The organism is Pseudomonas sp. NFXW11 (assembly GCF_049887815.1).
GTDB lineage: Bacteria > Pseudomonadota > Gammaproteobacteria > Pseudomonadales > Pseudomonadaceae > Aquipseudomonas.
Window position 1 is genome coordinate 30,503 of sequence record NZ_JAGEKI010000026.1, and the last position, 24,366, is coordinate 54,868.

Genomic DNA, 24,366 nt, shown 5'->3' on the forward strand with positions numbered 1-24,366 from the left:
AAGTGGATAGTTTGAACCAAGCTGACTTGCAGGTCACTTAGAAAAGCTGAAAAAGCGAAGATTATCCGAGAAAAGCAGTATAAATAACGCAAAAACCGCCCAAATGCGGGCGGTTCTGCTTCTTATTTAGACTTACTTGAGCGATACGCCCAAGGCTTTGGCAATTCCCTCTCCGTAAGCCGGATCGGCTTTGAAAAAGTGTTGCAACTGCCGTTGCACTACGTCCTCGGTTACCCCCGCCATGGCCCCGGCGATGTTGTCGATCAACAAGGCCTTCTGCTCAGCATTCATCAAACGGAACAGGGCTCCGGCGTGGCTGTAGTAGTCAGTGTCTTCGCGATGATCGTAACGATCGGCGGAGCCGCTGAGGGCCAGGGCCGGTTCCGCATAACGCGGAGCCTGCTTCGGTGCATCGCTGTAGCTGTTGGGTTCGTAGTTCGGTGCGGCACCGCCGTTGCTGCCAAAGGCCATGGCGCCATCGCGCTGGTAGCTGTTCACCGGGCTCAGAGGCGCATTGACCGGCAACTGCTGGTGGTTGGTGCCAACCCGATAGCGATGGGCATCAGCGTAGGCAAATACGCGCCCCTGGAGCATGCGGTCCGGCGACAAGCCTACACCTGGCACCATGTTGCTCGGCCCGAACGCTGCTTGTTCTACTTCAGCGAAGTAGTTCAGCGGATTTCGGTTCAACTCCAACTCACCTACTTCGATCAGCGGGAACTCTTTCTGCGACCAGGTCTTGGTCACGTCGAAGGGGTTCTCGTGGTGGGCAGCAGCTTGCGCCTCGCTCATGATCTGGATGCACACGCTCCACTTCGGAAAGTCACCGCGCTCGATAGCGTTAAAGAGGTCGCGCTGGGCGTAATCCGGGTCGGTGCCCGCTAGGCGTGCCGCCTCTGCTGGAGCGAGGTTCTTGATCCCCTGCTTGGTCTTGTAATGCCACTTGACCCAATGCCGCTCACCCTTGGCGTTGATCAGGCTGTAGGTGTGGCTGCCAAAGCCGTGCATATGACGGTAGCCGTCTGGAATGCCTCGGTCGGAAAACAGGATGGTGACCTGGTGCAACGCTTCGGGCGAATGCGACCAGAAGTCCCACATCATCTGCGCACTTTTCAGATTGCTCTGGGGCAGGCGCTTCTGGGTGTGGATAAAGTCGGGGAACTTCAATGGGTCGCGAATGAAGAACACCGGGGTGTTGTTGCCAACAATGTCCCAGTTGCCTTCCTCGGTGTAGAACTTGAGAGCGAACCCCCGCGGATCACGCTCGGTATCCGCCGAGCCGCGTTCGCCACCCACAGTGGAGAAACGCAAGAAGGTTGGTGTCTTCTTGCCAACGGATTCGAACAATTTGGCACTGGTGTATTGGCTGATATCGCGAGTAACGGTGAAAGTGCCGTAAGCGCCCGAGCCCTTGGCATGCACGCGACGCTCGGGAATATTCTCACGGTTGAAATGGGCAAGCTTTTCGATCAGGTGAAAGTCGTCGAGAAGCAAAGGGCCTCGAGGGCCGGCAGAGCGGGAATTCTGGTTATCAGCGACAGGAGCGCCACTTGCGGTAGTAAGAATCTTGGTTTGGCTCATGCTCAATCTTCCTCTGTCAGTCGGTGAAACTGCCGGCTAATCGGCTGACAAGGAGTATTGACCACTAACATTACAAGATCCAATGCATTACACATTGAATTGCGATAGAAATTAACAATCGAACTAAAAACAAAAAACCGGGCACAGGGCCCGGTTTCTTGTTTCAGACTGACGTCTTACTCAGCGGATACAGCTTCGCCGCCGACAGCACGATCAACCAGTTCAACGTACGCCATAGGGGCGTTGTCGCCAGCGCGGAAACCGCACTTGAGGATGCGCAGGTAGCCACCCTCACGGGTAGCGTAACGCTTGCCCAGGTCGTTGAAGAGCTTACCAACGATAGCTTTCGAACGAGTACGGTCGAAAGCCAGACGGCGGTTAGCAACGCTGTCAATCTTGGCCAGAGTGATCAGCGGCTCGGCAACGCGGCGCAGTTCTTTGGCTTTTGGCAGAGTAGTTTTGATCAGCTCGTGCTCGAACAGCGACACCGCCATGTTCTGGAACATGGCCTTGCGGTGCGAGCTGGTGCGGCTCAGGTGACGCCCACTTTTACGATGACGCATGGTTCATTCCTTACCAAACACAACGTTCGGTGATTACGACGATCAGGCAGTCGCCTTGTCGTCCTTCTTAAGACTTGCAGGCGGCCAGTTGTCGAGGCGCATGCCGAGGGACAGACCGCGGGAGGCCAGAACGTCCTTGATTTCAGTCAAGGATTTCTTGCCCAGGTTCGGAGTCTTCAACAGTTCTACTTCGGTACGCTGAATCAGGTCGCCGATGTAGTAAATGTTTTCCGCCTTAAGGCAGTTAGCCGAACGTACAGTCAGTTCCAGATCGTCAACCGGGCGAAGCAGGATCGGATCGATCTCGTCTTCCTGCTCGACTACCACTGGCTCACTGTCACCCTTGAGGTCGACGAACGCAGCCAACTGCTGTTGCAGGATGGTTGCAGCACGACGGATAGCCTCTTCAGGATCCAGAGTACCGTTGGTTTCCAGATCAATAACCAGCTTGTCCAGGTTAGTACGCTGCTCGACACGGGCGTTTTCCACCACGTAGGCGATGCGGCGAACCGGGCTGAACGAAGAGTCGAGCTGCAAGCGACCAATGCTGCGGCTTTCGTCTTCATCGCTCTGACGCGAGTCGGCCGGTTCATAACCACGACCACGAGCTACTACGAGCTTCATGTTCAGGGCGCCGTTAGACGCCAGGTTAGCGATTACGTGATCGGGGTTAACGATCTCGACATCATGATCCAGCTGAATATCGGCAGCGGTAACCACCCCCGAACCCTTCTTCGACAAGGTCAGCGTAACTTCGTCACGGCCGTGCAGCTTGATAGCCAGACCTTTAAGGTTCAACAGGATTTCAATTACGTCTTCCTGTACACCTTCGATGGCGCTGTACTCGTGGAGCACACCGTCAATCTCGGCCTCGACTACTGCACAGCCGGGCATTGAGGACAACAGGATGCGGCGCAGCGCGTTGCCCAGGGTGTGGCCAAAACCACGCTCGAGAGGCTCGAGGGTGATCTTGGCGCGGGTTGGACTGACAACCTGCACATCAATATGGCGGGGTGTCAGGAACTCATTTACCGAAATCTGCATGGATGCACCTATTTTCTAGCCCTTACTTGGAGTAGAGCTCGACAATCAGGCTTTCGTTGATGTCGGCGGACAGATCACTGCGAGCTGGAACGTTCTTGAAAACGCCCGACTTCTTCTCAGTGTCTACTTCTACCCATTCTACGCGGCCACGTTGGGCACACAGATCGAGAGCTTGGACAATGCGAAGTTGGTTTTTTGCTTTCTCGCGAACAGCAACCACGTCACCAGCACGAACCTGGTAGGACGGAATGTTAACGGTCTGACCGTTTACGCTGATCGACTTGTGCGATACCAGCTGACGGGATTCGGCACGAGTAGAACCGAAGCCCATGCGGTATACCACGTTGTCCAGACGGCATTCGAGCAGTTGCAGCAGGTTTTCACCAGTTGCGCCCTTCTTGCCAGCTGCTTGCTTGTAGTAGCCGCTGAATTGACGCTCGAGTACGCCGTAGATACGACGAACTTTTTGCTTTTCACGCAGCTGGGTACCGTAGTCGGATTGACGACCACGACGCTGGCCGTGGATGCCAGGAGCTGCTTCGATGTTGCACTTGGATTCGATAGCGCGCACGCCGCTCTTCAGGAAGAGATCGGTGCCTTCGCGACGAGCCAGTTTGCATTTTGGACCAATGTAACGAGCCATTCTTTACAATCTCCTGGATTACACGCGGCGCTTCTTCGGCGGACGGCACCCGTTGTGCGGGATTGGCGTCACGTCGGTGATGCTGGCGATCTTGTAGCCACAGCCGTTCAGAGCGCGGACTGCGGATTCACGACCTGGACCTGGGCCCTTGACGTTAACGTCGAGGTTCTTCAGGCCATATTCCAGCGCAGCTTGACCAGCACGCTCAGCAGCTACTTGAGCAGCGAACGGGGTGGACTTGCGAGAACCGCGGAAACCCGAACCACCGGAGGTTGCCCAGGACAGAGCGTTACCTTGACGGTCGGTGATGGTCACGATGGTGTTGTTGAAAGACGCGTGGATGTGGGCGATGCCATCAACCACTGTCTTTTTAATCTTTTTACGAGGACGAGCAGCAGGTTTTGCCATGACTAAATTCCTGTCGATTCGCTGGTGCGATTACTTGCGGATCGGCTTACGCGGACCTTTGCGAGTACGCGCGTTGGTCTTGGTACGCTGACCGCGTACTGGCAGACCACGACGATGGCGCAGACCGCGGTAGCAGCCCAGATCCATCAAGCGTTTGATTTTCATGTTGATTTCGCGACGCAGGTCACCTTCAGTGGTGAACTTCGCCACTTCGCCACGCAGCTGTTCAATTTGCTCGTCGCTCAGATCCTTGATCTTCGCAGCTGGGTTGACCCCAGTCACCGCACAGATTTTCTGCGCAGTAGTGCGACCAACACCATAGATGTAGGTCAGCGAGATAACAGTATGCTTGTTATCTGGAATGTTAACGCCTGCAATACGGGCCATTCAGTGGGACTCCAATTGACAGCTACCTACGCCCCGGAAGCCAAGAAATAGGGCGCGAGATAATATCGCTGTAATAACAAATAATCAACCCGGCAGCGCACTAGCTGCCGGGTTTGAAGCACAATCACACTCAGCCTTGGCGCTGCTTGTGACGCGGTTCCGCGCTGCAAATTACTCGAACAACACCTTCGCGGCGAATAATCTTGCAGTTACGGCACAGCTTTTTCACCGATGCACGAACTTTCATCACCAACTCCTCGAACCTTATGGATTAGCGCAGCATACCGCTGCCGTAACCCTTCAGGTTGGCTTTCTTCATCAGGGATTCGTACTGGTGGGAAACGAGGTGCGATTGTACTTGCGACATAAAGTCCATAACAACCACGACCACGATCAGCAACGAGGTCCCGCCAAGGTAGAACGGAACGTTTGCAGCAACCACCAGGAACTGGGGCAACAGGCAGACGGCCGTCATATATAGAGCACCGAACATGGTCAAACGGGTCAGAACGCCATCAATGTAGCGTGCCGACTGCTCGCCTGGACGGATGCCCGGAATAAAGGCACCGGACTTCTTCAGGTTTTCCGCTACGTCTTTCGGATTGAACATCAACGCCGTATAGAAGAAGCAGAAGAAAATAATCCCTGCACTAAACAGCAGAATATTCAACGGCTGACCAGGAGCGATCGACTGCGAGATGTCCTGCAACCAGCCCATACCTTCAGACTGGCCAAACCAGGCACCCAACGAAGCCGGAAACAGCAAAATGCTGCTAGCGAAAATAGCAGGAATTACACCGGCCATATTCACTTTCAGCGGCAAGTGGCTGGTCTGCGCAGCAAAAACCTTACGGCCCTGCTGACGCTTGGCGTAGTGAACAGCAATACGACGCTGGCCACGCTCAATGAACACCACAAAACCGATGATCGCTACTGCCAGCAAACCGATCGCAACCAGAGCAAAAATGTTGATATCACCCTGACGTGCAGACTCGAAAGACTGCCCGATCGCTCTCGGAAGACCAGCCACGATACCCGCGAAAATCAACATCGAGATACCGTTGCCAACACCACGCTCAGTAATCTGCTCACCCAGCCACATCATGAACATCGCACCAGCCACAAAAGTGGATACCGCGACGAAATGGAAGCCAAAGTCACCAGTGAACGCAACGCCCTGCCCTGCCAGACCAACGGACATGCCGATGGCCTGAACCAGAGCGAGGACGACAGTGCCGTAGCGGGTGTACTGGCTGATCTTGCGACGGCCAGCTTCACCTTCCTTCTTCAACTGCTCCAACTGCGGACTGACGGCGGTCATCAGCTGCATGATGATCGATGCCGAGATGTACGGCATGATCCCCAATGCAAAGATGCTCATCCGCTCCAGCGCGCCGCCGGAAAACATGTTGAACAAGCTAAGAATGGTCCCCTCATTCTGTCGAAACAGGTCTGCGAGTCGGTCCGGGTTGATACCTGGTACCGGGATGTGTGCGCCTATCCGGTAGACGATGATCGCCATGAATAGAAAACGCAGACGAGCCCAGAGTTCAGACATACCGCCTTTGCCGAGCGCAGAGAGAGCACCTTGCTTAGCCATTTATTCCTCGAACTTGCCGCCAGCTGCTTCGATAGCCGCACGCGCACCTTTGGTGGCGGCGATACCCTTGATGGTCACAGCGCGAGTAACTTCGCCGGACAGCATGATTTTCACACGCTGAACGTTCTGGTTAATCACGTTGGCATCTTTCAGGGACTGCACGGTTACGACGTCGCCTTCCACTTTGGCCAGCTCGGACAGACGCACTTCTGCGCGATCCATGGCTTTCAGGGAAACGAAACCGAACTTCGGCAGGCGACGATGCAGCGGCTGTTGACCGCCTTCAAAGCCTGGAGCAATGGTGCCACCGGAACGGGAGGTCTGACCTTTGTGACCACGGCCACCAGTCTTACCCAAACCGCTACCGATACCACGGCCCGGACGATGCTTTTCGCGACGGGAACCCGGCGCTGGACTCAGATCATTGAGCTTCATCGATTAACCCTCGACACGCAGCATGTAGTAAGCCTTGTTGATCATCCCGCGATTCTCGGGAGTATCCTGGACTTCTACAGTGTGACCGATGCGACGCAGACCCAGACCCTTAACGCACAGTTTGTGGTTAGGGATACGGCCGGTCATGCTTTTGATCAGCGTTACTTTTACGGTAGCCATGATCAGATGATCTCCTGGACGCTTTTGCCACGCTTGGCGGCAATGGATTCAGGGGACTGCATTGCTTTCAAACCCTTGAAAGTGGCGTGAACCACGTTTACTGGGTTAGTCGAGCCGTAGCACTTGGCCAACACGTTCTGAACGCCAGCAACTTCGAGAACGGCACGCATAGCGCCGCCAGCGATGATACCGGTACCTTCAGAAGCAGGCTGCATGTACACCTTGGAAGCGCCGTGGGCGGACTTCATGGCGTACTGCAGAGTGGTGCCATCCAGATCAACCTGGATCATGTTGCGGCGAGCAGCTTCCATTGCCTTCTGGATCGCAGCAGGCACTTCACGCGACTTGCCACGGCCGAAGCCAACACGGCCCTTACCATCACCTACCACGGTCAACGCGGTGAAAGTGAAGATACGGCCACCTTTTACGGTTTTGGCTACGCGGTTAACTTGAACCAGCTTCTCAATGTAGCCTTCGTCGCGCTTTTGGTCGTTATTGGACATAACTTAGAACTCCAGCCCAGCTTCACGAGCAGCATCAGCCAGCGCCTTGACGCGACCGTGGTACTTGAAGCCAGAGCGGTCGAAAGCCACCTGCGAGACGCCAGCGGCCTTAGCACGCGTAGCGACCAGCTGGCCAACCTTAGTGGCCGCGTCGATGTTGCCGGTAGCACCATCACGCAGTTCTTTATCCAAAGTCGAGGCGCTTGCCAGGACTTTGCTGCCGTCGGCCGAAATGACCTGGGCGTAGATGTGCTGCGAAGAGCGGAACACGCAGAGACGCACGACTTCGAGTTCGTGCATTTTCAGGCGTGCTTTGCGAGCGCGACGCAGTCGAGTAACTTTTTTGTCGGTCATTTGCTATGCCCTACTTCTTCTTGGCTTCTTTACGACGGACGACTTCGTCCGCGTAGCGCACACCTTTACCTTTGTAAGGCTCTGGTGGACGGAAGTCGCGGATCTCAGCGGCCACTTGACCTACCAGCTGCTTATCGATGCCCTTGATCAGGATATCGGTCTGGCTAGGAGTCTCAGCGGTGATGCCTTCCGGCAGTTCGTAATCCACTGGATGCGAGAAGCCGAGGGCCAGGTTCAGCACTGTGCCTTTTGCTTGTGCCTTGTAACCAACACCGACCAGCTGGAGCTTGCGCTCGAAGCCTTGGCTTACGCCTTGGACCATGTTGTTTACCAGAGCACGGGTAGTACCGGCCATTGCGCGAGTTTGTTGGTCGCCGTTGCGAGCAGCGAAACGCAGCTCACCAGCTTCCTGAACAATTTCAACAGAGGCGTGTACGTTCAGTTCGAGAGTGCCCTTGGCACCCTTCACCGAAAGCTGTTGGCCGGCGAATTTTACTTCGACACCAGCTGGCAGCTTAACGGGGTTCTTAGCGACGCGAGACATGCTTATCCCCCCTTAGAACACAGTGCAAAGAACTTCGCCGCCGACACCGGCAGCGCGCGCAGCACGATCAGTCATCACACCTTTGTTGGTGGAGACGATAGACACGCCAAGGCCGCCACGTACTTTCGGCAGCTCTTCAACGGACTTGTACTGACGCAGGCCTGGACGGCTAACGCGCTTCACTTCTTCGATGACCGGACGGCCTTCGAAGTACTTCAGCTCGATGGACAGCAGAGGTTTGATTTCGCTGCTGATCTGATAACCCGCGATGTAACCTTCGTCCTTCAGGACTTTTGCTACAGCCACCTTCAGCGTGGAAGACGGCATGCTTACGACGGACTTTTCAGCCATCTGGGCATTACGGATTCGAGTTAGCATGTCCGCTAACGGGTCCTGCATACTCATGGGCTAGATGCTCCTGATACAAAAAGAATGAGCCTTGCGGCTACAACTATCGCCGAGAAATTCCGGGCAAAAAACACGGGCTCAGGCGAGCCGGTCATTCTAGACACACCCCAGAAATGAATCAAGCCCCATAAGGGGCTTGATTCATGTTCAAGATCACCGGTGATCGGGTTCTTGCGAACCGATCACCGTGACTTTGATCGTCATTACCAGCTGGCTTTGACCAGACCTGGAACGTCACCACGCATGGCAGCTTCACGCAGCTTGTTACGGCCCAGGCCGAACTTGCGGTAAACGCCGTGTGGACGACCAGTCAGGCGGCAGCGGTTACGCATGCGCGAAGCGCTAGCGTCACGTGGCTGCTTCTGCAGAGCTACGGTAGCTTCCCAACGAGCTTCTGGACTTGCGTTCAGATCCACGATGATAGCTTTCAGCGCTGCACGCTTGGTGGCGTACTTGGCAACGGTGAGCTGACGCTTCAGCTCACGGTTCTTCATGCTCTTCTTGGCCATTTTCCTACTCCAATCAGTTGCGGAACGGGAATTTGAAAGCACGCAGCAGAGCGCGGCCTTCATCATCGTTCTTGGCAGTGGTGGTCAGGGTAATGTCCAGACCGCGGAGAGCATCGATCTTGTCGTAATCGATTTCCGGGAAAATGATCTGCTCTTTCACGCCCATGCTGTAGTTGCCACGACCGTCGAAGGACTTGGCATTCAGGCCGCGGAAGTCGCGAACCCGAGGCAGGGAGATCGACAGCAGACGATCCAGGAACTCGTACATACGCTCACGGCGCAGGGTCACTTTGACACCGATCGGCCAGCCTTCGCGGACTTTGAAGCCAGCGATGGATTTACGAGCGTGAGTCACAACGACTTTCTGGCCGGTGATCTTTTCCAGGTCAGCAACTGCGTGCTCGATGACTTTCTTGTCGCCGATTGCTTCGCCCAGACCCATGTTCAGGGTGATTTTGGTAACGCGCGGAACTTCCATCACGTTCGAAAGCTTAAGTTCTTCCTTAAGTTTCGGAGCGATTTCCTTCCGGTAAATCTCTTGTAGTCGTGCCATGGTCTTCTACCTAGCAGTGTTCAAGCATCAACCGCTTTTTGGGTCGACTTGAAGACACGAATTTTTTTGCCGTCTTCTACTTTGAAACCAACGCGGTCAGCCTTGTTGGTTTCGCTGTTGAAAATGGCGACGTTGGAAGCGTGCAGTGGCGCTTCTTTCTCGACGATACCGCCTTGTACGCCCGACATCGGGTTAGGCTTGGTATGACGCTTAACCAGGTTCAGACCACCAACGACCAGACGGTCATCAGCCAGAACCTTAAGCACCTTACCGCGCTTACCTTTGTCTTTGCCGGCGATCACGATGATCTCGTCGTCACGACGAATCTTTTGCATGTCGGATCTCCTTACAGCACTTCTGGGGCGAGCGAGACGATCTTCATGAACTTCTCAGTACGAAGTTCACGGGTCACTGGCCCAAAGATACGGGTGCCGATCGGCTCTTGCTTGTTGTTCAACAGAACAGCAGCGTTGCCATCAAAGCGGATGATGGAGCCGTCTGCACGACGAACGCCATGGCGAGTGCGGACTACAACAGCAGTCATCACTTGACCTTTCTTCACCTTGCCGCGAGGAATTGCTTCCTTAACGGTTACCTTGATGATGTCACCGATACCAGCGTAACGACGATGGGAGCCACCCAGCACCTTGATGCACATAACGCGGCGAGCGCCGCTGTTATCGGCCACATCGAGCATGGATTGAGTCTGAATCATATAATTTCTCCGACCCCTAGCCCTTAGACTTCCACAGCGCGTTCGAGAACATCAACCAGCGCCCAAGACTTGGTCTTGGCCATCGGACGAGTTTCACGAATAGTGACTTTGTCGCCGATGTGGCACTGGTTGGTTTCGTCGTGCGCGTGCAGCTTAGTCGAACGCTTAACGTATTTACCGTAGATAGGGTGCTTAACGCGACGCTCGATCAGAACGGTGATGGTCTTGTCCATCTTGTCGCTGACAACACGGCCAGTCAGCGTACGGACAGTTTTTTCGGCTTCAGCCATGATTACTTACCTGCCTGCTGGTTGAGCACAGTCTTCACGCGAGCGATGTCACGCTTAACTTGCGAGAGCAGATGAGACTGCCCCAACTGGCCAGTTGCTTTCTGCATACGCAGATTGAACTGGTCGCGCAGCAGGCCGAGCAGTTGCTCGTTCAGCTGCTGTGCGGATTTTTCACGAAGTTCATTCGCTTTCATCACATCACCGTCCGCTTAACAAAGGAGGTGGCGAGCGGCAGCTTTGCAGCAGCCAGGGCGAAAGCCTCACGCGCCAGCTCTTCAGAAACACCCTCGATTTCATACAGGACTTTGCCTGGCTGAATCTGGGCAACCCAGTATTCGACGTTACCCTTACCTTTACCCATCCGAACTTCGAGTGGCTTCTTGGAAATAGGCTTGTCCGGGAATACACGGATCCAGATCTTGCCACCACGTTTTACGTGACGGGTCAGGGCACGACGCGCTGACTCGATCTGACGAGCGGTGAGACGACCACGAGCAACAGACTTCAGCGCGAACTCGCCGAAGCTGACTTTGCTACCGCGCAATGCCAGACCACGGTTGTGGCCGGTCATTTGCTTGCGGAACTTCGTACGCTTTGGTTGCAACATTTGGCGTACCCCTTACTTAGCAGCTTTTTTACGAGGCGCTGGTGCTTGCGGCTTCAGCTCTTCTTGGCGACCACCAATTACTTCGCCTTTGAAGATCCAAACCTTCACACCGATCACACCGTAGGTGGTGTGAGCTTCGTAGGTGGCATAGTCGATATCGGCACGCAGGGTGTGCAGTGGCACACGACCTTCGCGATACCATTCAGTACGTGCGATTTCAGCACCGCCGAGACGACCGCTCACTTGGATTTTGATGCCTTTGGCACCAATGCGCATGGCGTTCTGTACGGCGCGCTTCATAGCACGACGGAACATTACGCGACGCTCCAGCTGCTGAGCTACGCTCTGCGCAACCAGCATACCGTCGAGCTCCGGCTTGCGGATCTCTTCGATATTGATGTGCACAGGCACACCCATTTGCTTGGTCAGGTCCTGACGCAGTTTTTCAACATCTTCACCTTTCTTGCCGATCACGATGCCGGGACGAGCGGTGTGGATGGTGATGCGTGCAGTTTGAGCCGGACGATGGATATCGATACGGCTTACGGACGCGCTTTTTAGTTTGTCTTGGAGATACTCACGCACATTCAGATCTGCGAGCAAATAGTCCGCATAAGTCCGACCGTCTGCGTACCAGACGGAGGTGTGCTCCTTGACGATTCCCAGGCGAATGCCAATGGGATGTACTTTCTGACCCATCTCTTCGACTCCGTTACTTGTCAGCAACCTTGACAGTGATATGGCAAGACCGCTTGACGATGCGATCAGCACGGCCTTTGGCACGTGGCATGATGCGCTTCAGCGAACGCCCTTCGTTGACGAAAACGGTGGAGACCTTCAGGTCATCAACGTCTGCGCCTTCGTTATGCTCGGCGTTGGCTACGGCCGACTCCAGCACTTTCTTCATGATCTCGGCGGCTTTCTTACTGCTGAAAGCCAACAGGTTGAGCGCTTCGCCCACCTTCTTCCCGCGGATCTGGTCGGCGACCAAGCGGGCTTTCTGGGCGGAGATTCGAGCGCCCGACAACTTAGCGGCTACTTCCATCGTTCCTTACCCCTTAACGCTTGGCTTTCTTGTCAGCCACGTGCCCGCGATATGTACGGGTACCGGCGAACTCGCCCAGTTTGTGGCCGACCATGTCTTCGTTCACGAGAACTGGAACATGCTGACGACCGTTATGCACAGCAATGGTCAGACCGACCATTTGTGGCAGGATCATCGAACGACGCGACCAGGTCTTAACTGGTTTGCGATCGTTCTTTTCCGCCGCCACTTCGATCTTCTTCAGTAGGTGAAGATCAATAAAAGGACCTTTTTTCAGAGAACGTGGCACTGTCGTATCCCTCTATTTACTTGCGACGACGGACAATCATTTTGTCGGTACGCTTATTACCACGAGTCTTCGCGCCCTTAGTCGGGAAGCCCCATGGCGATACCGGATGACGACCACCAGAGGTACGACCTTCACCACCACCATGTGGGTGGTCAACCGGGTTCATGGCAACACCACGAACGGTTGGGCGAACGCCACGCCAGCGTTTGGCACCAGCTTTACCCAGCGAACGCAGGCTGTGCTCGGAGTTCGAGACTTCACCCAGGGTCGCACGGCACTCGGACAGCACTTTGCGCATTTCGCCGGAGCGCAGACGCAGAGTCACGTAGACGCCTTCACGAGCGACCAGCTGAGCCGAAGCACCAGCCGAACGAGCGATTTGTGCGCCCTTGCCTGGCTTCAGTTCGATGCCATGCACGGTGCTACCAACTGGGATGTTGCGCAGCTGCAGAGCGTTGCCCGGCTTGATCGGCGCCAAGGCACCTGCAATCAGCTGGTCGCCAGCGCTCACGCCTTTAGGGGCGATGATGTAGCGACGCTCGCCGTCTGCGTACAGCAGCAGAGCGATGTGAGCAGTACGGTTTGGATCGTATTCGATACGCTCGACAGTGGCGGCGATGCCGTCCTTGTCATTGCGACGGAAGTCGACCAGACGGTAATGCTGCTTATGACCACCACCAACGTGACGAGTAGTGATACGGCCATTGTTGTTACGACCACCAGACTTCGATTTTTTCTCGATCAGCGGTGCGTGAGGAGCGCCTTTATGCAGCTCCTGGTTGACCACCTTGACCACAAAACGGCGGCCAGGGGAAGTCGGTTTGCATTTAACGATTGCCATGATGCGCCCCTTCCTTACTCAGCACTGCTGCTGAAATCGAGATCTTGGCCTGGCTGAAGGGAGATAACTGCCTTCTTCCAGTCATTACGCTTGCCCAGACCGCGAGCGGTACGCTTGCTCTTACCCAGAACATTCAGGGTAGTAACACGTTCCACTTTCACGCTGAACAGGCTTTCGACGGCCTTCTTGATTTCCAGCTTGGTTGCATCGGTAGCAACCTTGAAAACGAACTGGCCTTTTTTGTCTGCCAGAACCGTAGCCTTCTCGGAAACGTGCGGGCCAAGCAGAACTTTAAATACGCGTTCCTGGTTCATCCCAGCAGCTCCTCGAATTTCTTCACGGCCGACACAGTGATCAACACTTTGTCGTATGCGATCAGACTAACTGGATCGGAACCTTGCACATCACGTACATCTACGTGCGGCAGGTTGCGAGCAGCCAGGTACAGGTTCTGATCAACAGCGTCCGACACGATCAGAACGTCGGTCAGGCTCATGTTGTTCAGTTTGCCCAGCAGATCTTTGGTTTTCGGAGTTTCAACAGCGAAATCCTGAACCACGACCAGACGATCAGTACGCACCAGCTCAGCAAGGATGGAACGCATTGCTGCGCGATACATCTTCTTGTTCAGCTTCTGGGAGTGATCCTGAGGACGAGCTGCGAAAGTGGTGCCGCCGCCGCGCCAGATTGGGCTACGGATAGTACCGGCACGAGCACGGCCAGTACCTTTCTGACGCCATGGGCGCTTACCGCCACCGGAAACGTCGGAACGGGTCTTTTGCTGCTTGCTACCTTGACGGCCGCCAGCCATGTAGGCCACGACTGCTTGGTGAACCAGCGTCTCGTTGAATTCGCCGCCAAATGTCAGTTCGGAAACTTCGATCGCTTGAGCGTCATTTACATTTAATTGCATGTCAGCTTCCCCTTAACCGCGAGCCTTGGCCGCTGGACGTACAACCAGGTTGCCGCCAGTAGCGCCAGGAACAGCACCCTTGACCAGCAACAGATTGCGTTCAGCGTCGACGCGCACTACTTCCAGGGACTGCACGGTCACGCGCTCAGCGCCCATATGACCGGACATTTTCTTGCCCTTGAATACACGACCAGGAGTCTGGCACTGGCCAATAGAGCCCGGGACGCGGTGGGAAACGGAGTTACCGTGGGTGTTATCTTGACCGCGGAAATTCCAACGCTTGATGGTACCGGCGAAGCCTTTACCTTTCGACTGACCGGTAACGTCTACCAGCTGGCCAGCTGCGAAGATTTCTGCCTTGATCAGATCGCCAGCTTGGTACTCGCCTTCTTCAAGACGGAATTCCCAAACACCGCGACCAGCGGCAACATTCGCTTTAGCGAAGTGACCTGCCTGAGCAGCAGTCACGCGCGAAGCACGACGCTCACCTACAGTGACTTGCACTGCACGATAGCCATCGGTTTCTTCAGTTTTGAACTGGGTGACGCGATTCGGCTCGATCTCAATGACCGTGACCGGAATGGAGACACCTTCTTCGGTGAAAATACGGGTCATACCGCATTTACGACCGACTACACCAATAGTCATGTTGTAAACCTCATGAGTGTACGGGGCTTTCACCCGCTATGGCCGCCCATTTCAGAGCGTTACACGACAAAGACCGAAGTCTTAGCCGAGGCTGATCTGCACTTCCACACCTGCCGCAAGATCGAGCTTCATAAGTGCATCAACGGTTTTATCCGTTGGCTGGACGATGTCCAGTACGCGCTTATGAGTACGGATCTCGTACTGGTCACGCGCGTCTTTGTTGACGTGCGGGGAGACCAGAACGGTGAACCGCTCTTTACGGGTAGGCAGTGGAATTGGACCACGCACTTGAGCACCAGTACGTTTCGCGGTTTCCACGATTTCCTGGGTGGATTGGTCGATCAGGCGATGGTCGAAAGCCTTCAACCTGATACGGATTTGCTGATTTTGCATTGGATTTCAGACTCCAGGCTGCTATTCCCACCGGGCGCAATACGCCCGTTAAAAGGAGGCGCAATTCTATAGACGGCCTCACAGAGTGTCAACCCAATAAAAAAGCCCCCGCAAGCGGGGGCTTTTTCATGAGTCGTCGATTACTCGATGACTTTGGCTACGACGCCAGCGCCGACGGTACGACCGCCTTCACGAATAGCGAAACGCAGACCATCTTCCATCGCGATGGTTTTGATCAGAGTAACAACCATTTGGATGTTGTCACCTGGCATTACCATTTCAACGCCTTCTGGCAGCTCGCAGTTACCAGTCACGTCAGTAGTACGGAAGTAGAACTGTGGACGGTAGCCTTTGAAGAACGGAGTATGACGGCCGCCTTCTTCTTTGCTCAGAACGTACACTTCAGCGGTGAACTTGGTGTGCGGCTTAACGGTACCTGGCTTAACCAGTACCTGGCCACGCTCAACGTCGTCACGCTTGGTGCCACGCAGCAGAACGCCGCAGTTCTCGCCAGCACGACCTTCGTCGAGCAGTTTGCGGAACATTTCAACGCCGGTGCAGGTGGTTTTCTGAGTGTCGCGCAGACCAACGATCTCAACTTCTTCCTGGATGCGAACGATACCACGCTCAACACGACCAGTTACCACGGTGCCACGACCGGAGATCGAGAATACGTCTTCGATTGGCATCAGGAACGGCTTGTCGATTGCACGCTCTGGCTCTGGGATGTAGGTGTCCAGAGTTTCTACCAGACGCTTAACAGCGGTGGTACCCATTTCGTTGTCGTCTTGGCCGTTCAGAGCCATCAGAGCCGAACCGATGATGATCGGAGTGTCGTCACCTGGGAAGTCGTAAGTGCTCAGCAGGTCGCGCACTTCCATCTCAACCAGTTCCAGCAGCTCAGCGTCGTCAACCATGTCAGCCTTGTTCAGGAAGACAACGATGTACGGAACGCCAACCTGACGGGACAGCAGGATGTGCTCACGGGTTTGTGGCATCGGACCATCAGCGGCCGAGCAAACCAGGATCGCGCCATCCATCTGGGCAGCACCGGTGATCATGTTTTTTACGTAGTCGGCGTGACCTGGGCAGTCAACGTGTGCGTAGTGACGCACGGACGAATCGTATTCAACGTGAGCGGTGTTGATGGTGATACCGCGAGCTTTCTCTTCTGGGGCGCTGTCGATCTTGTCGAAGTCAACCTTGGCCGAACCGAAAACTTCGGAGCAGACACGGGTCAGAGCAGCGGTCAGAGTGGTTTTACCGTGGTCAACGTGACCGATGGTGCCAACGTTGACGTGCGGTTTGTTACGTTCAAATTTTTCTTTAGCCACGACAATTAACTCCTAGCCTAAAGGGGAGACTGAATCAGCCTTGTTTTTTAACGAGAGCTTCGACGATGTTCGACGGAGCTTCGGCGTATTTGGAGAATTCCATGGAGTAGCTCGCGCGACCCTGAGACATGGAACGAACGTCGGTCGCATAACCGAACATTTCACCCAGTGGAACCTCAGCACGGATAACCTTGCCGGACACCGAGTCATCCATACCCTGAATCAGACCACGACGACGGTTCAGGTCACCCATCACGTCACCCATGTAGTCCTCTGGGGTTACAACTTCAACCTTCATGATCGGCTCGAGCACAACGCCGCCACCCTTCTGGGCCAGCTGCTTGGTCGCCATGGAGGCCGCCACCTTGAACGCCATCTCGTTGGAGTCGACGTCGTGGTAGGAACCATCGAACACGGTAGCCTTCAGGCCGATCAGCGGATAACCGGCAACGACGCCGTTCTTCATCTGCTCTTCGATACCCTTCTGGATAGCCGGGATGTATTCCTTAGGAACCACACCACCAACAACTTCGTTGGTGAAGACCAGACCTTCGGTGATGTTGCCGTTCGCATCGACGTCCGGCTCCGAGAAACGGATCCAGCAGTGACCGAACTGACCGCGACCGCCCGACTGACGAACGAACTTGCCTTCGATCTCAACGTTGCTCTTGCTGATCTTCTCGCGGTACGAAACCTGCGGCTTGCCGATGTTGGCTTCGACGTTGAACTCGCGCTTCATGCGGTCAACGAGGATGTCCAGGTGCAGCTCACCCATACCGGAGATGATGGTCTGGCCAGTCTCTTCGTCGGTCTTGACGCGGAACGACGGGTCTTCCTGGGCCAGCTTGCCCAGTGCGATACCCATCTTTTCCTGGTCCTGCTTGGTTTTCGGCTCTACCGCTACCGAAATCACAGGCTCAGGGAAATCCATACGCTCAAGGATGATCTGCTTGTCGAGATCGCACAGAGTGTCACCAGTGGTAACGTCCTTCATGCCGATCAGGGCAGCGATGTCGCCTGCACGTACTTCCTTGATCTCTTCACGCTGGTTGGCGTGCATCTGCACCATACGACCAACGCGCTCTTTCTTGCCCTTGACCGAGTTGATCACGGAGTCGCCCGAGCTCAGGAAGCCCGAGTAGACGCGCACGAAAGTCAGAGTACCAACGAACGGGTCAGTCGCAATCTTGAATGCCAGAGCCGAGAACGGTTCTGCATCGTCTGCATGACGCTCGTCGTAATCCGCCTCTACCAGCTCATCCTTCGGCTTCTCGATGAGATCCGGATGGATACCCTTGATCGCCGGGATCTCGGTAGGAGCAGGCAGGAAGTCGATAACGGCGTCGAGAACCAGGGGAACGCCCTTGTTCTTGAACGAAGAACCGCAGACAGCTGGAACGATCTCGCTAGCCAGGGTGCGCGCGCGCAGGCCGGCCTTGATTTCTTCAGCAGTCAAGTCACCTTCTTCAAGGTACTTGTTCATCAGCTCTTCGTTGGCTTCGGCAGCAGCTTCAACCATGTTGGAGCGCCACTCGTTGGCCAGGTCCAGCATATCGGCAGGAATTTCTTCCTCGCGATAGGTAGTACCCTTGTCGTCGTCGTTCCAGTAGATAGCCTTCATCTTGATCAGATCAACCTGACCTTCGAAGTTATCTTCAGCGCCGATAGCCAGCTGAACCGGAACCGGGGTATGACCCAGACGGTTCTTGATCTGACCAACAACGCGCAGGAAGTTAGCACCGGCACGGTCCATCTTGTTCACGTAAACAACACGTGGAACGCCGTACTTGTTGGCTTGACGCCATACGGTTTCAGACTGAGGCTCAACACCGGAAGTACCGCAGAACACAACGACCGCGCCGTCGAGTACGCGCAGAGAGCGCTCTACTTCAATGGTGAAGTCAACGTGGCCAGGGGTATCGATAACGTTCACACGATAGTTATCGAATTGGCCGCGCGAACCTTTCCAGAAGGTAGTTACAGCAGCAGAGGTAATGGTGATACCCCGCTCCTGCTCCTGCACCATCCAGTCGGTGGTAGCAGCGCCGTCATGCACCTCACCCATCTTGTGGCTGAGACCTGTGTAGAACAGGATCCGCTCGGTAGTGGTAGTCTTGCCCGCGTCAACGTGGGCACAGATACCAATGTTACGGTAGCGGTTGATTGCTGTAGTACGAGCCATAAAGCCCTCGCAAAATGAATGATGCCGATATTAGAAGCGGTAGTGCGAGAAAGCCTTGTTGGCTTCAGCCATACGGTGAACGTCTTCACGCTTCTTAACTGCAGCACCTTTGCCTTCGGCAGCGTCCAGCAGTTCGCCAGCCAAACGCAGAGCCATAGACTTCTCGCCGCGCTTGCGGGCGAAGTCTACCAACCAGCGCATTGCCAGAGCGTTACGACGGGACGGACGAACTTCGACCGGAACCTGGTAAGTAGCACCGCCTACACGGCGCGACTTCACTTCGACCAGCGGAGCGATGGCGTCGAGAGCTTTCTCGAAGATTTCCAGGGGATCGCTGTTCTTGCGCTCTTTAACTTTTTCCAGCGCGCCATAAACAATACGCTCGGCAACGGCTTTCTTGCCGCTTTCCATTACGTGGTTCATGAACTTGGCGAGGATCTGGCTTCCGTATTTCGGATCGTCCAGAATCTCACGTTTGGCTGCTACGCGACGTCTTGGCATTGATAAGCCCTCAAACGGTCTTCAGGTTAGCTCGGGACAGTTGATCCAATGGACGCGTGCCCGACCTTACTCTTATCGACTCAATATAATTAAAAACTGCAAAACGACCGATTACTTCGGACGCTTGGTACCGTACTTCGAACGACCTTGGTTACGACCTTTAACGCCGGAGGTATCCAGGGAGCCGCGAACGGTGTGGTAACGAACACCTGGCAAGTCTTTTACACGGCCGCCGCGAATCAGAACGACGCTGTGCTCTTGCAGGTTGTGGCCTTCACCGCCGATGTACGAGGAAACCTCGAAACCGTTGGTCAGACGCACACGGCATACTTTACGCAGTGCCGAGTTAGGTTTTTTCGGCGTAGTGGTGTACACGCGAGTGCACACGCCACGACGTTGCGGGCAGTTCTGCAGCGCAGGCACGTCGGATTTCTCGACGATACGCTTACGCGGCTGACGTACCAGCTGGTTGATAGTTGCCATCTACTAGCTCCACTGTTGTCTTTCGACATAAACAAAATGGCAGAGCAGGAGCTCTACCAAATTTAGGGGTACAAGAGTCTAAAGAGGATCTTGTCCCCAGTCAAGGCAAGGCCCCGGCCTCCCCGATCAGCGAACCTCGACAACAAGTGTCTTGGTTCTCAATCGAAAAAGCCGGGGCCCCGTCTCAATCTACTGCAGACCTCAGTTACCGCTGGAGTTCAGCGCTTCAGTCAGTGCTGCTTCGACTTCGCTTGCGCTTACACGCAGTGGCTTGTCGGCATCACGACGACGCTTACGCTCGCTATGGTACGCCAGGCCGGTACCGGCCGGGATCAGACGACCCACGACCACGTTTTCCTTCAGGCCGCGCAGGTAATCGCGCTTGCCGGTTACCGCCGCTTCGGTCAGTACGCGAGTGGTCTCCTGGAAGGAGGCCGCCGAGATGAACGACTCGGTGGACAAGGACGCCTTGGTAATACCCAGCAGTACGCGGGTGAACTTGGCGATGAACTTGTCTTCGGTGCTCAGACGCTCGTTTTCCACCAGCACGTGAGTCAGTTCCATCTGGTCGCCCTTGATGAAGCTGGAATCACCGGACTCGGAGATCTCAACCTTACGCAGCATCTGACGCAGAATGGTCTCGATGTGCTTGTCGTTAATCTTCACGCCCTGCAGACGGTAAACGTCCTGGATCTCGTTGACGATGTACTTGGCCAGCGCACTTACACCCAGCAGACGCAGGATGTCGTGTGGATCGCTTGGACCGTCGGAGATAACTTCGCCGCGGTTCACTTGTTCGCCTTCGAAGACGTTCAGGTGACGCCACTTCGGAATCAGCTCTTCATACGGATCGCTACCGTCGTTCGGAGTGATGACCAGACGGCGCTTGCCCTTGGTCTCTTTACCGAACGCGATGGTGCCGCTGACTTCAGCCAGGATCGACGCCTCTTTCGGACGACGAGCTTCGAACAAGTCGGCAACACGCGGCAGACCACCGGTGATGTCACGGGTCTTCGAAGTTTCTTGCGGAATACGAGCGATAACATCACCGATCGCAATCTGCGCACCGTCGGCAACACCGACCAGGGCGTTAGCCGGCAGGAAGTACTGAGCCGGTACGTCGGTACCTGGCAGCAGCAGATCCTTGCCATCCATACCCACCATCTTCACCGCAGGACGAATGTCCTTGCCGGCGGCCGGACGGTCTTTCACGTCCAGTACTTCGATGTTGGTCATACCAGTCAATTCGTCGGTCTGACGCTTGATGGTGATGCCTTCTTCCATGCCCACGTAGGTCACGGTACCTTTCATTTCGGTAACGATTGGGTGGGTGTGCGGGTCCCACTTGGCGACGATGGCGCCAGCGTCGACCTTGTCACCTTCCTTCACCGAGATCACGGCACCGTACGGCAGCTTGTAGCGCTCGCGCTCACGACCGAAGTCGTCAGCAATCGCCAGCTCACCGGAACGGGACACAGCAACCAGGTGACCATCGACACGCTCAACGTGCTTCAGGTTGTGCAGACGGACGGTACCGCCATTCTTCACCTGAACGCTGTCTGCAGCCGAGGTCCGGCTTGCCGCACCACCGATGTGGAACGTACGCATGGTCAGCTGGGTACCCGGCTCACCGATGGACTGGGCGGCAATAACGCCGACCGCTTCACCGATGTTCACCTGGTGACCACGAGCCAGGTCACGACCGTAGCACTTGGCGCAGATGCCATAACGGGTTTCGCAGCTGATCGGCGAACGCACGATCACTTCGTCGATGCTGTTCAGCTCGATGAATTCAACCCACTTCTCGTCTACCAGAGTGCCGGCAGGAACGATGACGTCCTCGGTACCTGGCTTGAATACGTCACGGGCGATAACACGACCCAATACGCGCTCACCCAGCGGCTCTACAACGTCACCGCCTTCAATGTGCGGAGTCATCAGCAAGCCGTGTTCGGTGCCGCAATCGATCTCGGTTACAACCAGATCCTGCGCCACGTCTACCAGACGACGAGTCAGGTAACCGGAGTTCGCAGTTTTCAACGCGGTATCCGCCAGACCTTTACGAGCACCGTGAGTCGAGATGAAGTACTGGAGTACGCTCAGACCTTCACGGAAGTTCGCAGTAATCGGCGTTTCGATGATGGAACCGTCCGGCTTGGCCATCAGACCACGCATACCGGCCAGCTGACGGATCTGGGCTGCGGAACCCCGCGCACCCGAGTCGGCCATCATGTACATCGAGTTGAACGATTCTTGCTCGACTTCGTCGCCATTGCGGTCGATGACTTTCTCTTTCGAGAGGTTGGCCATCATCGCCTTGGATACTTCATCGTTGGCCTTCGACCAAAGGTCGATCACCTTGTTGTACTTCTCGCCCTGGGTTACCAGGCCGGAGGCGTACTGGCTCTCGATCTCTTTCACTTCGTCGGTGGCGGCACCGATGATGCGGGCTTTTTCATCCGGGATAACGAAGTCGTTAACACCGATGGAAACGCCGGAAATGGTCGAGTAGGCAAAACCGGTGTACATCAACTGGTCAGCGAAGATCACGGTCTCTTTCAGACCTACCACGCGATAGCACTGGTTGATCAGCTTGGAGATCGCCTTCTTCTTCATCGGCAGGTTGACGACGTCGAAGGACAGACCTTTTGGCACAACCTGGAACAGCAGCGCACGGCCGACAGTGGTGTCGACGATACGGGTGTTGCTCACGCTGTTGCCGTCACGATCGTTGACGGTTTCGTTGATCCGCACCTTGATCTTCGCGTGCAGCGCGGCTTCGCCAGCGCGGAACACACGGTCAACTTCCTGCAGATCGGCGAACACACGACCTTCGCCCTTGGCGTTGATCGCTTCACGAGTCATGTAGTACAGACCCAGTACAACGTCCTGCGACGGAACGATGATCGGCTCACCGTTGGCTGGCGACAGGATGTTGTTGGTCGACATCATCAACGCGCGCGCTTCCAGCTGAGCTTCCAGTGTCAGCGGTACGTGCACGGCCATTTGGTCGCCGTCGAAGTCGGCGTTGTACGCCGCACAGACCAGAGGGTGCAGCTGGATAGCCTTACCTTCGATCAGTACGGGTTCAAACGCCTGGATACCCAGACGGTGAAGGGTCGGTGCACGGTTGAGCAGTACGGGGTGTTCACGGATCACTTCAGCGAGAACGTCCCAAACCTCTGGCAGCTCGCGCTCGACCATCTTCTTCGCGGCTTTGATGGTGGTGGCCAAGCCACGCATTTCCAACTTGCCGAAAATGAACGGCTTGAACAGCTCGAGAGCCATTTTCTTCGGCAGACCGCACTGGTGCAGACGCAGGGTCGGACCTACGGTAATTACCGAACGACCGGAGTAGTCAACACGCTTACCGAGCAAGTTCTGACGGAAACGACCTTGCTTACCCTTGATCATGTCGGCCAGGGATTTCAGAGGACGCTTGTTGGAACCGGTAATAGCGCGGCCACGACGACCGTTGTCGAGCAGGGCGTCGACGGCTTCCTGCAACATACGCTTTTCGTTGCGCACGATGATGTCCGGAGCGGACAGATCCAGCAGGCGCTTCAAGCGGTTGTTACGGTTGATCACTCGACGATACAGATCGTTGAGGTCGGAAGTCGCGAAGCGACCGCCATCCAGCGGGACCAGTGGACGCAGATCTGGCGGCAGAACCGGCAGAACGGTCAGCACCATCCACTCTGGCAGGTTGCCGGAGCCTTGGAAGGCTTCCATCAACTTCAGACGCTTGGACAGCTTCTTGATCTTGGTTTCCGAGTTGGTTTGCGGAATCTCTTCGCGCAGACGGCCAATCTCGTGCTCCAGGTCGATAGCGTGCAGCAGCTCGCGAACGGCCTCGGCACCCATGCGGGCGTCGAAATCGTCACCGAACTCTTCCAGCGCTTCGAAGTACTGCTCGTCGTTCAGCAGCTGGCCCTTTTCCAGGGTGGTCATGCCTGGATCGATAACGACATAGCTCTCGAAATAGAGAACGCGTTCGATATCACGCAGGGTCATGTCCATCAGCAGGCCGATACGGGACGGCAGCGATTTCAGGAACCAGATGTGGGCAACCGGCGAAGCCAGTTCGATGTGCGCCATGCGCTCACGACGAACCTTGGCCAGCGCGACTTCAACGCCGCACTTCTCGCAGATCACACCGCGATGCTTCAAGCGCTTGTACTTACCGCACAGGCACTCGTAATCCTTTACCGGGCCAAAGATCTTGGCGCAGAACAGGCCGTCACGCTCAGGCTTGAACGTACGGTAGTTGATGGTTTCCGGCTTTTTAACTTCACCGAACGACCACGAACGGATCATCTCAGGCGAGGCCAATCCGATACGGATGGCGTCGAACTCTTCGACTTGACCCTGGTTTTTCAGCAAATTCAGTAGGTCTTTCAAGGCCTTTCCTCC

At 55.5% G+C, this 24,366-nt stretch carries 34 protein-coding genes; all 34 read right to left on the reverse strand.

Annotation, left to right across the window (positions count from 1 at the left end; genetic code table 11):
- Positions 1-132: 132 nt before the first annotated feature.
- The 34 genes from J4P02_RS28445 to rpoC all read right to left on the reverse strand — a co-directional run bounded on the left by J4P02_RS28445 (position 133) and on the right by rpoC (position 24,354).
- Positions 133-1,581 carry a catalase gene (locus tag J4P02_RS28445; RefSeq protein ID WP_426196708.1) on the reverse strand — a complete coding sequence of 483 codons (1,449 nt, stop codon included), beginning with the start codon at positions 1,579-1,581 and terminating at the stop codon, positions 133-135.
- Between the two features lie 176 nt (positions 1,582-1,757).
- Positions 1,758-2,144 carry a 50S ribosomal protein L17 gene (gene rplQ / locus J4P02_RS28450; protein WP_192309350.1) on the reverse strand — a complete coding sequence of 129 codons (387 nt, stop codon included), beginning with the start codon at positions 2,142-2,144 and terminating at the stop codon, positions 1,758-1,760.
- 42 nt (positions 2,145-2,186) lie between these two features.
- A complete protein-coding gene (locus tag J4P02_RS28455) occupies positions 2,187-3,188 on the reverse strand; it encodes a DNA-directed RNA polymerase subunit alpha (RefSeq protein WP_007970428.1) in 1,002 nt (333 codons plus the stop codon).
- A gap of 22 nt (positions 3,189-3,210) precedes the next feature.
- On the reverse strand, positions 3,211-3,831 hold the full coding sequence (gene rpsD, locus J4P02_RS28460; protein ID WP_426196711.1) for a 30S ribosomal protein S4: 621 nt from the start codon (positions 3,829-3,831) through the stop codon (positions 3,211-3,213).
- An 18-nt stretch (positions 3,832-3,849) separates the two neighbouring features.
- Positions 3,850-4,239 (reverse strand): 30S ribosomal protein S11, encoded by a 390-nt coding sequence (gene rpsK / locus J4P02_RS28465; protein ID WP_007924177.1) that lies wholly within the window; start codon positions 4,237-4,239, stop codon positions 3,850-3,852.
- A gap of 30 nt (positions 4,240-4,269) precedes the next feature.
- Positions 4,270-4,626, reverse strand: coding sequence for a 30S ribosomal protein S13 (gene rpsM / locus J4P02_RS28470; protein ID WP_003186020.1), 357 nt, complete (start codon positions 4,624-4,626; stop codon positions 4,270-4,272).
- A gap of 130 nt (positions 4,627-4,756) precedes the next feature.
- The gene (rpmJ, locus tag J4P02_RS28475; protein ID WP_002555468.1) at positions 4,757-4,873 is read right to left on the reverse strand and encodes a 50S ribosomal protein L36; all 117 of its coding nucleotides are present in this window, start codon (positions 4,871-4,873) and stop codon (positions 4,757-4,759) included.
- Between the two features lie 24 nt (positions 4,874-4,897).
- Positions 4,898-6,226, reverse strand: a complete 1,329-nt coding sequence (secY, locus tag J4P02_RS28480) for a preprotein translocase subunit SecY (protein ID WP_022641370.1) — start codon at positions 6,224-6,226, stop codon at positions 4,898-4,900.
- The gene (rplO, locus tag J4P02_RS28485) at positions 6,227-6,661 is read right to left on the reverse strand and encodes a 50S ribosomal protein L15 (RefSeq protein ID WP_010220318.1); all 435 of its coding nucleotides are present in this window, start codon (positions 6,659-6,661) and stop codon (positions 6,227-6,229) included.
- A 3-nt stretch (positions 6,662-6,664) separates the two neighbouring features.
- On the reverse strand, positions 6,665-6,841 hold the full coding sequence (gene rpmD / locus J4P02_RS28490) for a 50S ribosomal protein L30 (protein WP_003176408.1): 177 nt from the start codon (positions 6,839-6,841) through the stop codon (positions 6,665-6,667).
- 2 nt (positions 6,842-6,843) lie between these two features.
- Positions 6,844-7,344, reverse strand: a complete 501-nt coding sequence (rpsE, locus tag J4P02_RS28495) for a 30S ribosomal protein S5 (protein WP_022641371.1) — start codon at positions 7,342-7,344, stop codon at positions 6,844-6,846.
- Positions 7,345-7,347: 3 nt separating this feature from the next.
- Complete coding sequence (gene rplR / locus J4P02_RS28500) at positions 7,348-7,698, reverse strand: 50S ribosomal protein L18 (RefSeq protein WP_053162831.1); 351 nt, start codon at positions 7,696-7,698, stop codon at positions 7,348-7,350.
- Positions 7,699-7,708: 10 nt separating this feature from the next.
- A complete protein-coding gene (rplF, locus tag J4P02_RS28505; RefSeq protein WP_426196715.1) occupies positions 7,709-8,242 on the reverse strand; it encodes a 50S ribosomal protein L6 in 534 nt (177 codons plus the stop codon).
- Positions 8,243-8,254: 12 nt separating this feature from the next.
- The gene (gene rpsH / locus J4P02_RS28510; protein WP_011063773.1) at positions 8,255-8,647 is read right to left on the reverse strand and encodes a 30S ribosomal protein S8; all 393 of its coding nucleotides are present in this window, start codon (positions 8,645-8,647) and stop codon (positions 8,255-8,257) included.
- A 206-nt stretch (positions 8,648-8,853) separates the two neighbouring features.
- Positions 8,854-9,159, reverse strand: a complete 306-nt coding sequence (rpsN, locus tag J4P02_RS28515; protein WP_003228726.1) for a 30S ribosomal protein S14 — start codon at positions 9,157-9,159, stop codon at positions 8,854-8,856.
- Between the two features lie 13 nt (positions 9,160-9,172).
- On the reverse strand, positions 9,173-9,712 hold the full coding sequence (gene rplE, locus J4P02_RS28520) for a 50S ribosomal protein L5 (RefSeq protein WP_022641376.1): 540 nt from the start codon (positions 9,710-9,712) through the stop codon (positions 9,173-9,175).
- 20 nt (positions 9,713-9,732) lie between these two features.
- Positions 9,733-10,047 carry a 50S ribosomal protein L24 gene (gene rplX / locus J4P02_RS28525; RefSeq protein WP_010443924.1) on the reverse strand — a complete coding sequence of 105 codons (315 nt, stop codon included), beginning with the start codon at positions 10,045-10,047 and terminating at the stop codon, positions 9,733-9,735.
- Positions 10,048-10,058: 11 nt separating this feature from the next.
- Positions 10,059-10,427 carry a 50S ribosomal protein L14 gene (gene rplN / locus J4P02_RS28530; RefSeq protein WP_002555479.1) on the reverse strand — a complete coding sequence of 123 codons (369 nt, stop codon included), beginning with the start codon at positions 10,425-10,427 and terminating at the stop codon, positions 10,059-10,061.
- Between the two features lie 23 nt (positions 10,428-10,450).
- Positions 10,451-10,717: a 30S ribosomal protein S17 gene (gene rpsQ / locus J4P02_RS28535; protein ID WP_003194644.1), complete on the reverse strand. Its 267-nt coding sequence runs from the start codon at positions 10,715-10,717 to the stop codon at positions 10,451-10,453.
- A gap of 2 nt (positions 10,718-10,719) precedes the next feature.
- The gene (gene rpmC / locus J4P02_RS28540) at positions 10,720-10,911 is read right to left on the reverse strand and encodes a 50S ribosomal protein L29 (RefSeq protein WP_002555481.1); all 192 of its coding nucleotides are present in this window, start codon (positions 10,909-10,911) and stop codon (positions 10,720-10,722) included.
- Complete coding sequence (gene rplP / locus J4P02_RS28545; RefSeq protein WP_003228729.1) at positions 10,911-11,324, reverse strand: 50S ribosomal protein L16; 414 nt, start codon at positions 11,322-11,324, stop codon at positions 10,911-10,913. The genes rpmC and rplP overlap by 1 nt, the downstream gene beginning before the upstream one ends.
- 12 nt (positions 11,325-11,336) lie before the next feature.
- Positions 11,337-12,023, reverse strand: coding sequence for a 30S ribosomal protein S3 (gene rpsC, locus J4P02_RS28550; RefSeq protein WP_007924192.1), 687 nt, complete (start codon positions 12,021-12,023; stop codon positions 11,337-11,339).
- A gap of 13 nt (positions 12,024-12,036) precedes the next feature.
- Complete coding sequence (gene rplV, locus J4P02_RS28555) at positions 12,037-12,369, reverse strand: 50S ribosomal protein L22 (protein WP_003103908.1); 333 nt, start codon at positions 12,367-12,369, stop codon at positions 12,037-12,039.
- Positions 12,370-12,382: 13 nt separating this feature from the next.
- The gene (gene rpsS / locus J4P02_RS28560; RefSeq protein ID WP_002555486.1) at positions 12,383-12,658 is read right to left on the reverse strand and encodes a 30S ribosomal protein S19; all 276 of its coding nucleotides are present in this window, start codon (positions 12,656-12,658) and stop codon (positions 12,383-12,385) included.
- Between the two features lie 16 nt (positions 12,659-12,674).
- On the reverse strand, positions 12,675-13,499 hold the full coding sequence (rplB, locus tag J4P02_RS28565) for a 50S ribosomal protein L2 (protein WP_426196720.1): 825 nt from the start codon (positions 13,497-13,499) through the stop codon (positions 12,675-12,677).
- Between the two features lie 14 nt (positions 13,500-13,513).
- Complete coding sequence (gene rplW / locus J4P02_RS28570; protein WP_002555488.1) at positions 13,514-13,813, reverse strand: 50S ribosomal protein L23; 300 nt, start codon at positions 13,811-13,813, stop codon at positions 13,514-13,516.
- The gene (gene rplD, locus J4P02_RS28575) at positions 13,810-14,412 is read right to left on the reverse strand and encodes a 50S ribosomal protein L4 (RefSeq protein ID WP_007924200.1); all 603 of its coding nucleotides are present in this window, start codon (positions 14,410-14,412) and stop codon (positions 13,810-13,812) included. Before rplD ends, rplW begins: the two co-directional genes overlap by 4 nt.
- 12 nt (positions 14,413-14,424) lie before the next feature.
- Positions 14,425-15,060 carry a 50S ribosomal protein L3 gene (gene rplC / locus J4P02_RS28580; RefSeq protein ID WP_044465330.1) on the reverse strand — a complete coding sequence of 212 codons (636 nt, stop codon included), beginning with the start codon at positions 15,058-15,060 and terminating at the stop codon, positions 14,425-14,427.
- 81 nt (positions 15,061-15,141) lie between these two features.
- Positions 15,142-15,453 (reverse strand): 30S ribosomal protein S10, encoded by a 312-nt coding sequence (gene rpsJ / locus J4P02_RS28585; RefSeq protein ID WP_003186070.1) that lies wholly within the window; start codon positions 15,451-15,453, stop codon positions 15,142-15,144.
- A 140-nt stretch (positions 15,454-15,593) separates the two neighbouring features.
- Positions 15,594-16,787, reverse strand: coding sequence for an elongation factor Tu (gene tuf, locus J4P02_RS28590; RefSeq protein ID WP_075122036.1), 1,194 nt, complete (start codon positions 16,785-16,787; stop codon positions 15,594-15,596).
- A 34-nt stretch (positions 16,788-16,821) separates the two neighbouring features.
- Positions 16,822-18,969: an elongation factor G gene (fusA, locus tag J4P02_RS28595; protein WP_426196724.1), complete on the reverse strand. Its 2,148-nt coding sequence runs from the start codon at positions 18,967-18,969 to the stop codon at positions 16,822-16,824.
- A 30-nt stretch (positions 18,970-18,999) separates the two neighbouring features.
- Positions 19,000-19,470, reverse strand: coding sequence for a 30S ribosomal protein S7 (rpsG, locus tag J4P02_RS28600; protein ID WP_007925959.1), 471 nt, complete (start codon positions 19,468-19,470; stop codon positions 19,000-19,002).
- Between the two features lie 111 nt (positions 19,471-19,581).
- Positions 19,582-19,953 (reverse strand): 30S ribosomal protein S12, encoded by a 372-nt coding sequence (gene rpsL / locus J4P02_RS28605; protein WP_003186084.1) that lies wholly within the window; start codon positions 19,951-19,953, stop codon positions 19,582-19,584.
- 201 nt (positions 19,954-20,154) lie between these two features.
- Positions 20,155-24,354 (reverse strand): DNA-directed RNA polymerase subunit beta', encoded by a 4,200-nt coding sequence (gene rpoC, locus J4P02_RS28610; protein WP_426196726.1) that lies wholly within the window; start codon positions 24,352-24,354, stop codon positions 20,155-20,157.
- Positions 24,355-24,366: the final 12 nt, after the last annotated feature.

Coding starts and splice junctions, on each gene's coding strand:
- J4P02_RS28445 (WP_426196708.1), bottom strand. CDS start 1,581: ATGAGCCAAACCAAGATTCTTACTACCGCAAGTGGCGCTCCTGTCGCT.
- rplQ (WP_192309350.1), bottom strand. CDS start 2,144: ATGCGTCATCGTAAAAGTGGGCGTCACCTGAGCCGCACCAGCTCGCAC.
- J4P02_RS28455 (WP_007970428.1), bottom strand. CDS start 3,188: ATGCAGATTTCGGTAAATGAGTTCCTGACACCCCGCCATATTGATGTG.
- rpsD (WP_426196711.1), bottom strand. CDS start 3,831: ATGGCTCGTTACATTGGTCCAAAATGCAAACTGGCTCGTCGCGAAGGC.
- rpsK (WP_007924177.1), bottom strand. CDS start 4,239: ATGGCAAAACCTGCTGCTCGTCCTCGTAAAAAGATTAAAAAGACAGTG.
- rpsM (WP_003186020.1), bottom strand. CDS start 4,626: ATGGCCCGTATTGCAGGCGTTAACATTCCAGATAACAAGCATACTGTT.
- rpmJ (WP_002555468.1), bottom strand. CDS start 4,873: ATGAAAGTTCGTGCATCGGTGAAAAAGCTGTGCCGTAACTGCAAGATT.
- secY (WP_022641370.1), bottom strand. CDS start 6,226: ATGGCTAAGCAAGGTGCTCTCTCTGCGCTCGGCAAAGGCGGTATGTCT.
- rplO (WP_010220318.1), bottom strand. CDS start 6,661: ATGAAGCTCAATGATCTGAGTCCAGCGCCGGGTTCCCGTCGCGAAAAG.
- rpmD (WP_003176408.1), bottom strand. CDS start 6,841: ATGGCTACCGTAAAAGTAACGCTGATCAAAAGCATGACCGGCCGTATC.
- rpsE (WP_022641371.1), bottom strand. CDS start 7,344: ATGTCCAATAACGACCAAAAGCGCGACGAAGGCTACATTGAGAAGCTG.
- rplR (WP_053162831.1), bottom strand. CDS start 7,698: ATGACCGACAAAAAAGTTACTCGACTGCGTCGCGCTCGCAAAGCACGC.
- rplF (WP_426196715.1), bottom strand. CDS start 8,242: ATGTCTCGCGTCGCTAAGAACCCCGTTAAGCTGCCAGCTGGTGTCGAA.
- rpsH (WP_011063773.1), bottom strand. CDS start 8,647: ATGAGTATGCAGGACCCGTTAGCGGACATGCTAACTCGAATCCGTAAT.
- rpsN (WP_003228726.1), bottom strand. CDS start 9,159: ATGGCCAAGAAGAGCATGAAGAACCGTGAGCTGAAGCGTCAGCTCACC.
- rplE (WP_022641376.1), bottom strand. CDS start 9,712: ATGGCACGACTACAAGAGATTTACCGGAAGGAAATCGCTCCGAAACTT.
- rplX (WP_010443924.1), bottom strand. CDS start 10,047: ATGCAAAAGATTCGTCGTGACGACGAGATCATCGTGATCGCCGGCAAA.
- rplN (WP_002555479.1), bottom strand. CDS start 10,427: ATGATTCAGACTCAATCCATGCTCGATGTGGCCGATAACAGCGGCGCT.
- rpsQ (WP_003194644.1), bottom strand. CDS start 10,717: ATGGCTGAAGCCGAAAAAACTGTCCGTACGCTGACTGGCCGTGTTGTC.
- rpmC (WP_002555481.1), bottom strand. CDS start 10,911: ATGAAAGCGAATGAACTTCGTGAAAAATCCGCACAGCAGCTGAACGAG.
- rplP (WP_003228729.1), bottom strand. CDS start 11,324: ATGTTGCAACCAAAGCGTACGAAGTTCCGCAAGCAAATGACCGGCCAC.
- rpsC (WP_007924192.1), bottom strand. CDS start 12,023: ATGGGTCAGAAAGTACATCCCATTGGCATTCGCCTGGGAATCGTCAAG.
- rplV (WP_003103908.1), bottom strand. CDS start 12,369: ATGGAAGTAGCCGCTAAGTTGTCGGGCGCTCGAATCTCCGCCCAGAAA.
- rplB (WP_426196720.1), bottom strand. CDS start 13,499: ATGGCAATCGTTAAATGCAAACCGACTTCCCCTGGCCGCCGTTTTGTG.
- rplW (WP_002555488.1), bottom strand. CDS start 13,813: ATGAACCAGGAACGCGTATTTAAAGTTCTGCTTGGCCCGCACGTTTCC.
- rplD (WP_007924200.1), bottom strand. CDS start 14,412: ATGCAATTAAATGTAAATGACGCTCAAGCGATCGAAGTTTCCGAACTG.
- rplC (WP_044465330.1), bottom strand. CDS start 15,060: ATGACTATTGGTGTAGTCGGTCGTAAATGCGGTATGACCCGTATTTTC.
- rpsJ (WP_003186070.1), bottom strand. CDS start 15,453: ATGCAAAATCAGCAAATCCGTATCAGGTTGAAGGCTTTCGACCATCGC.
- fusA (WP_426196724.1), bottom strand. CDS start 18,969: ATGGCTCGTACTACAGCAATCAACCGCTACCGTAACATTGGTATCTGT.
- rpsG (WP_007925959.1), bottom strand. CDS start 19,470: ATGCCAAGACGTCGCGTAGCAGCCAAACGTGAGATTCTGGACGATCCG.
- rpsL (WP_003186084.1), bottom strand. CDS start 19,953: ATGGCAACTATCAACCAGCTGGTACGTCAGCCGCGTAAGCGTATCGTC.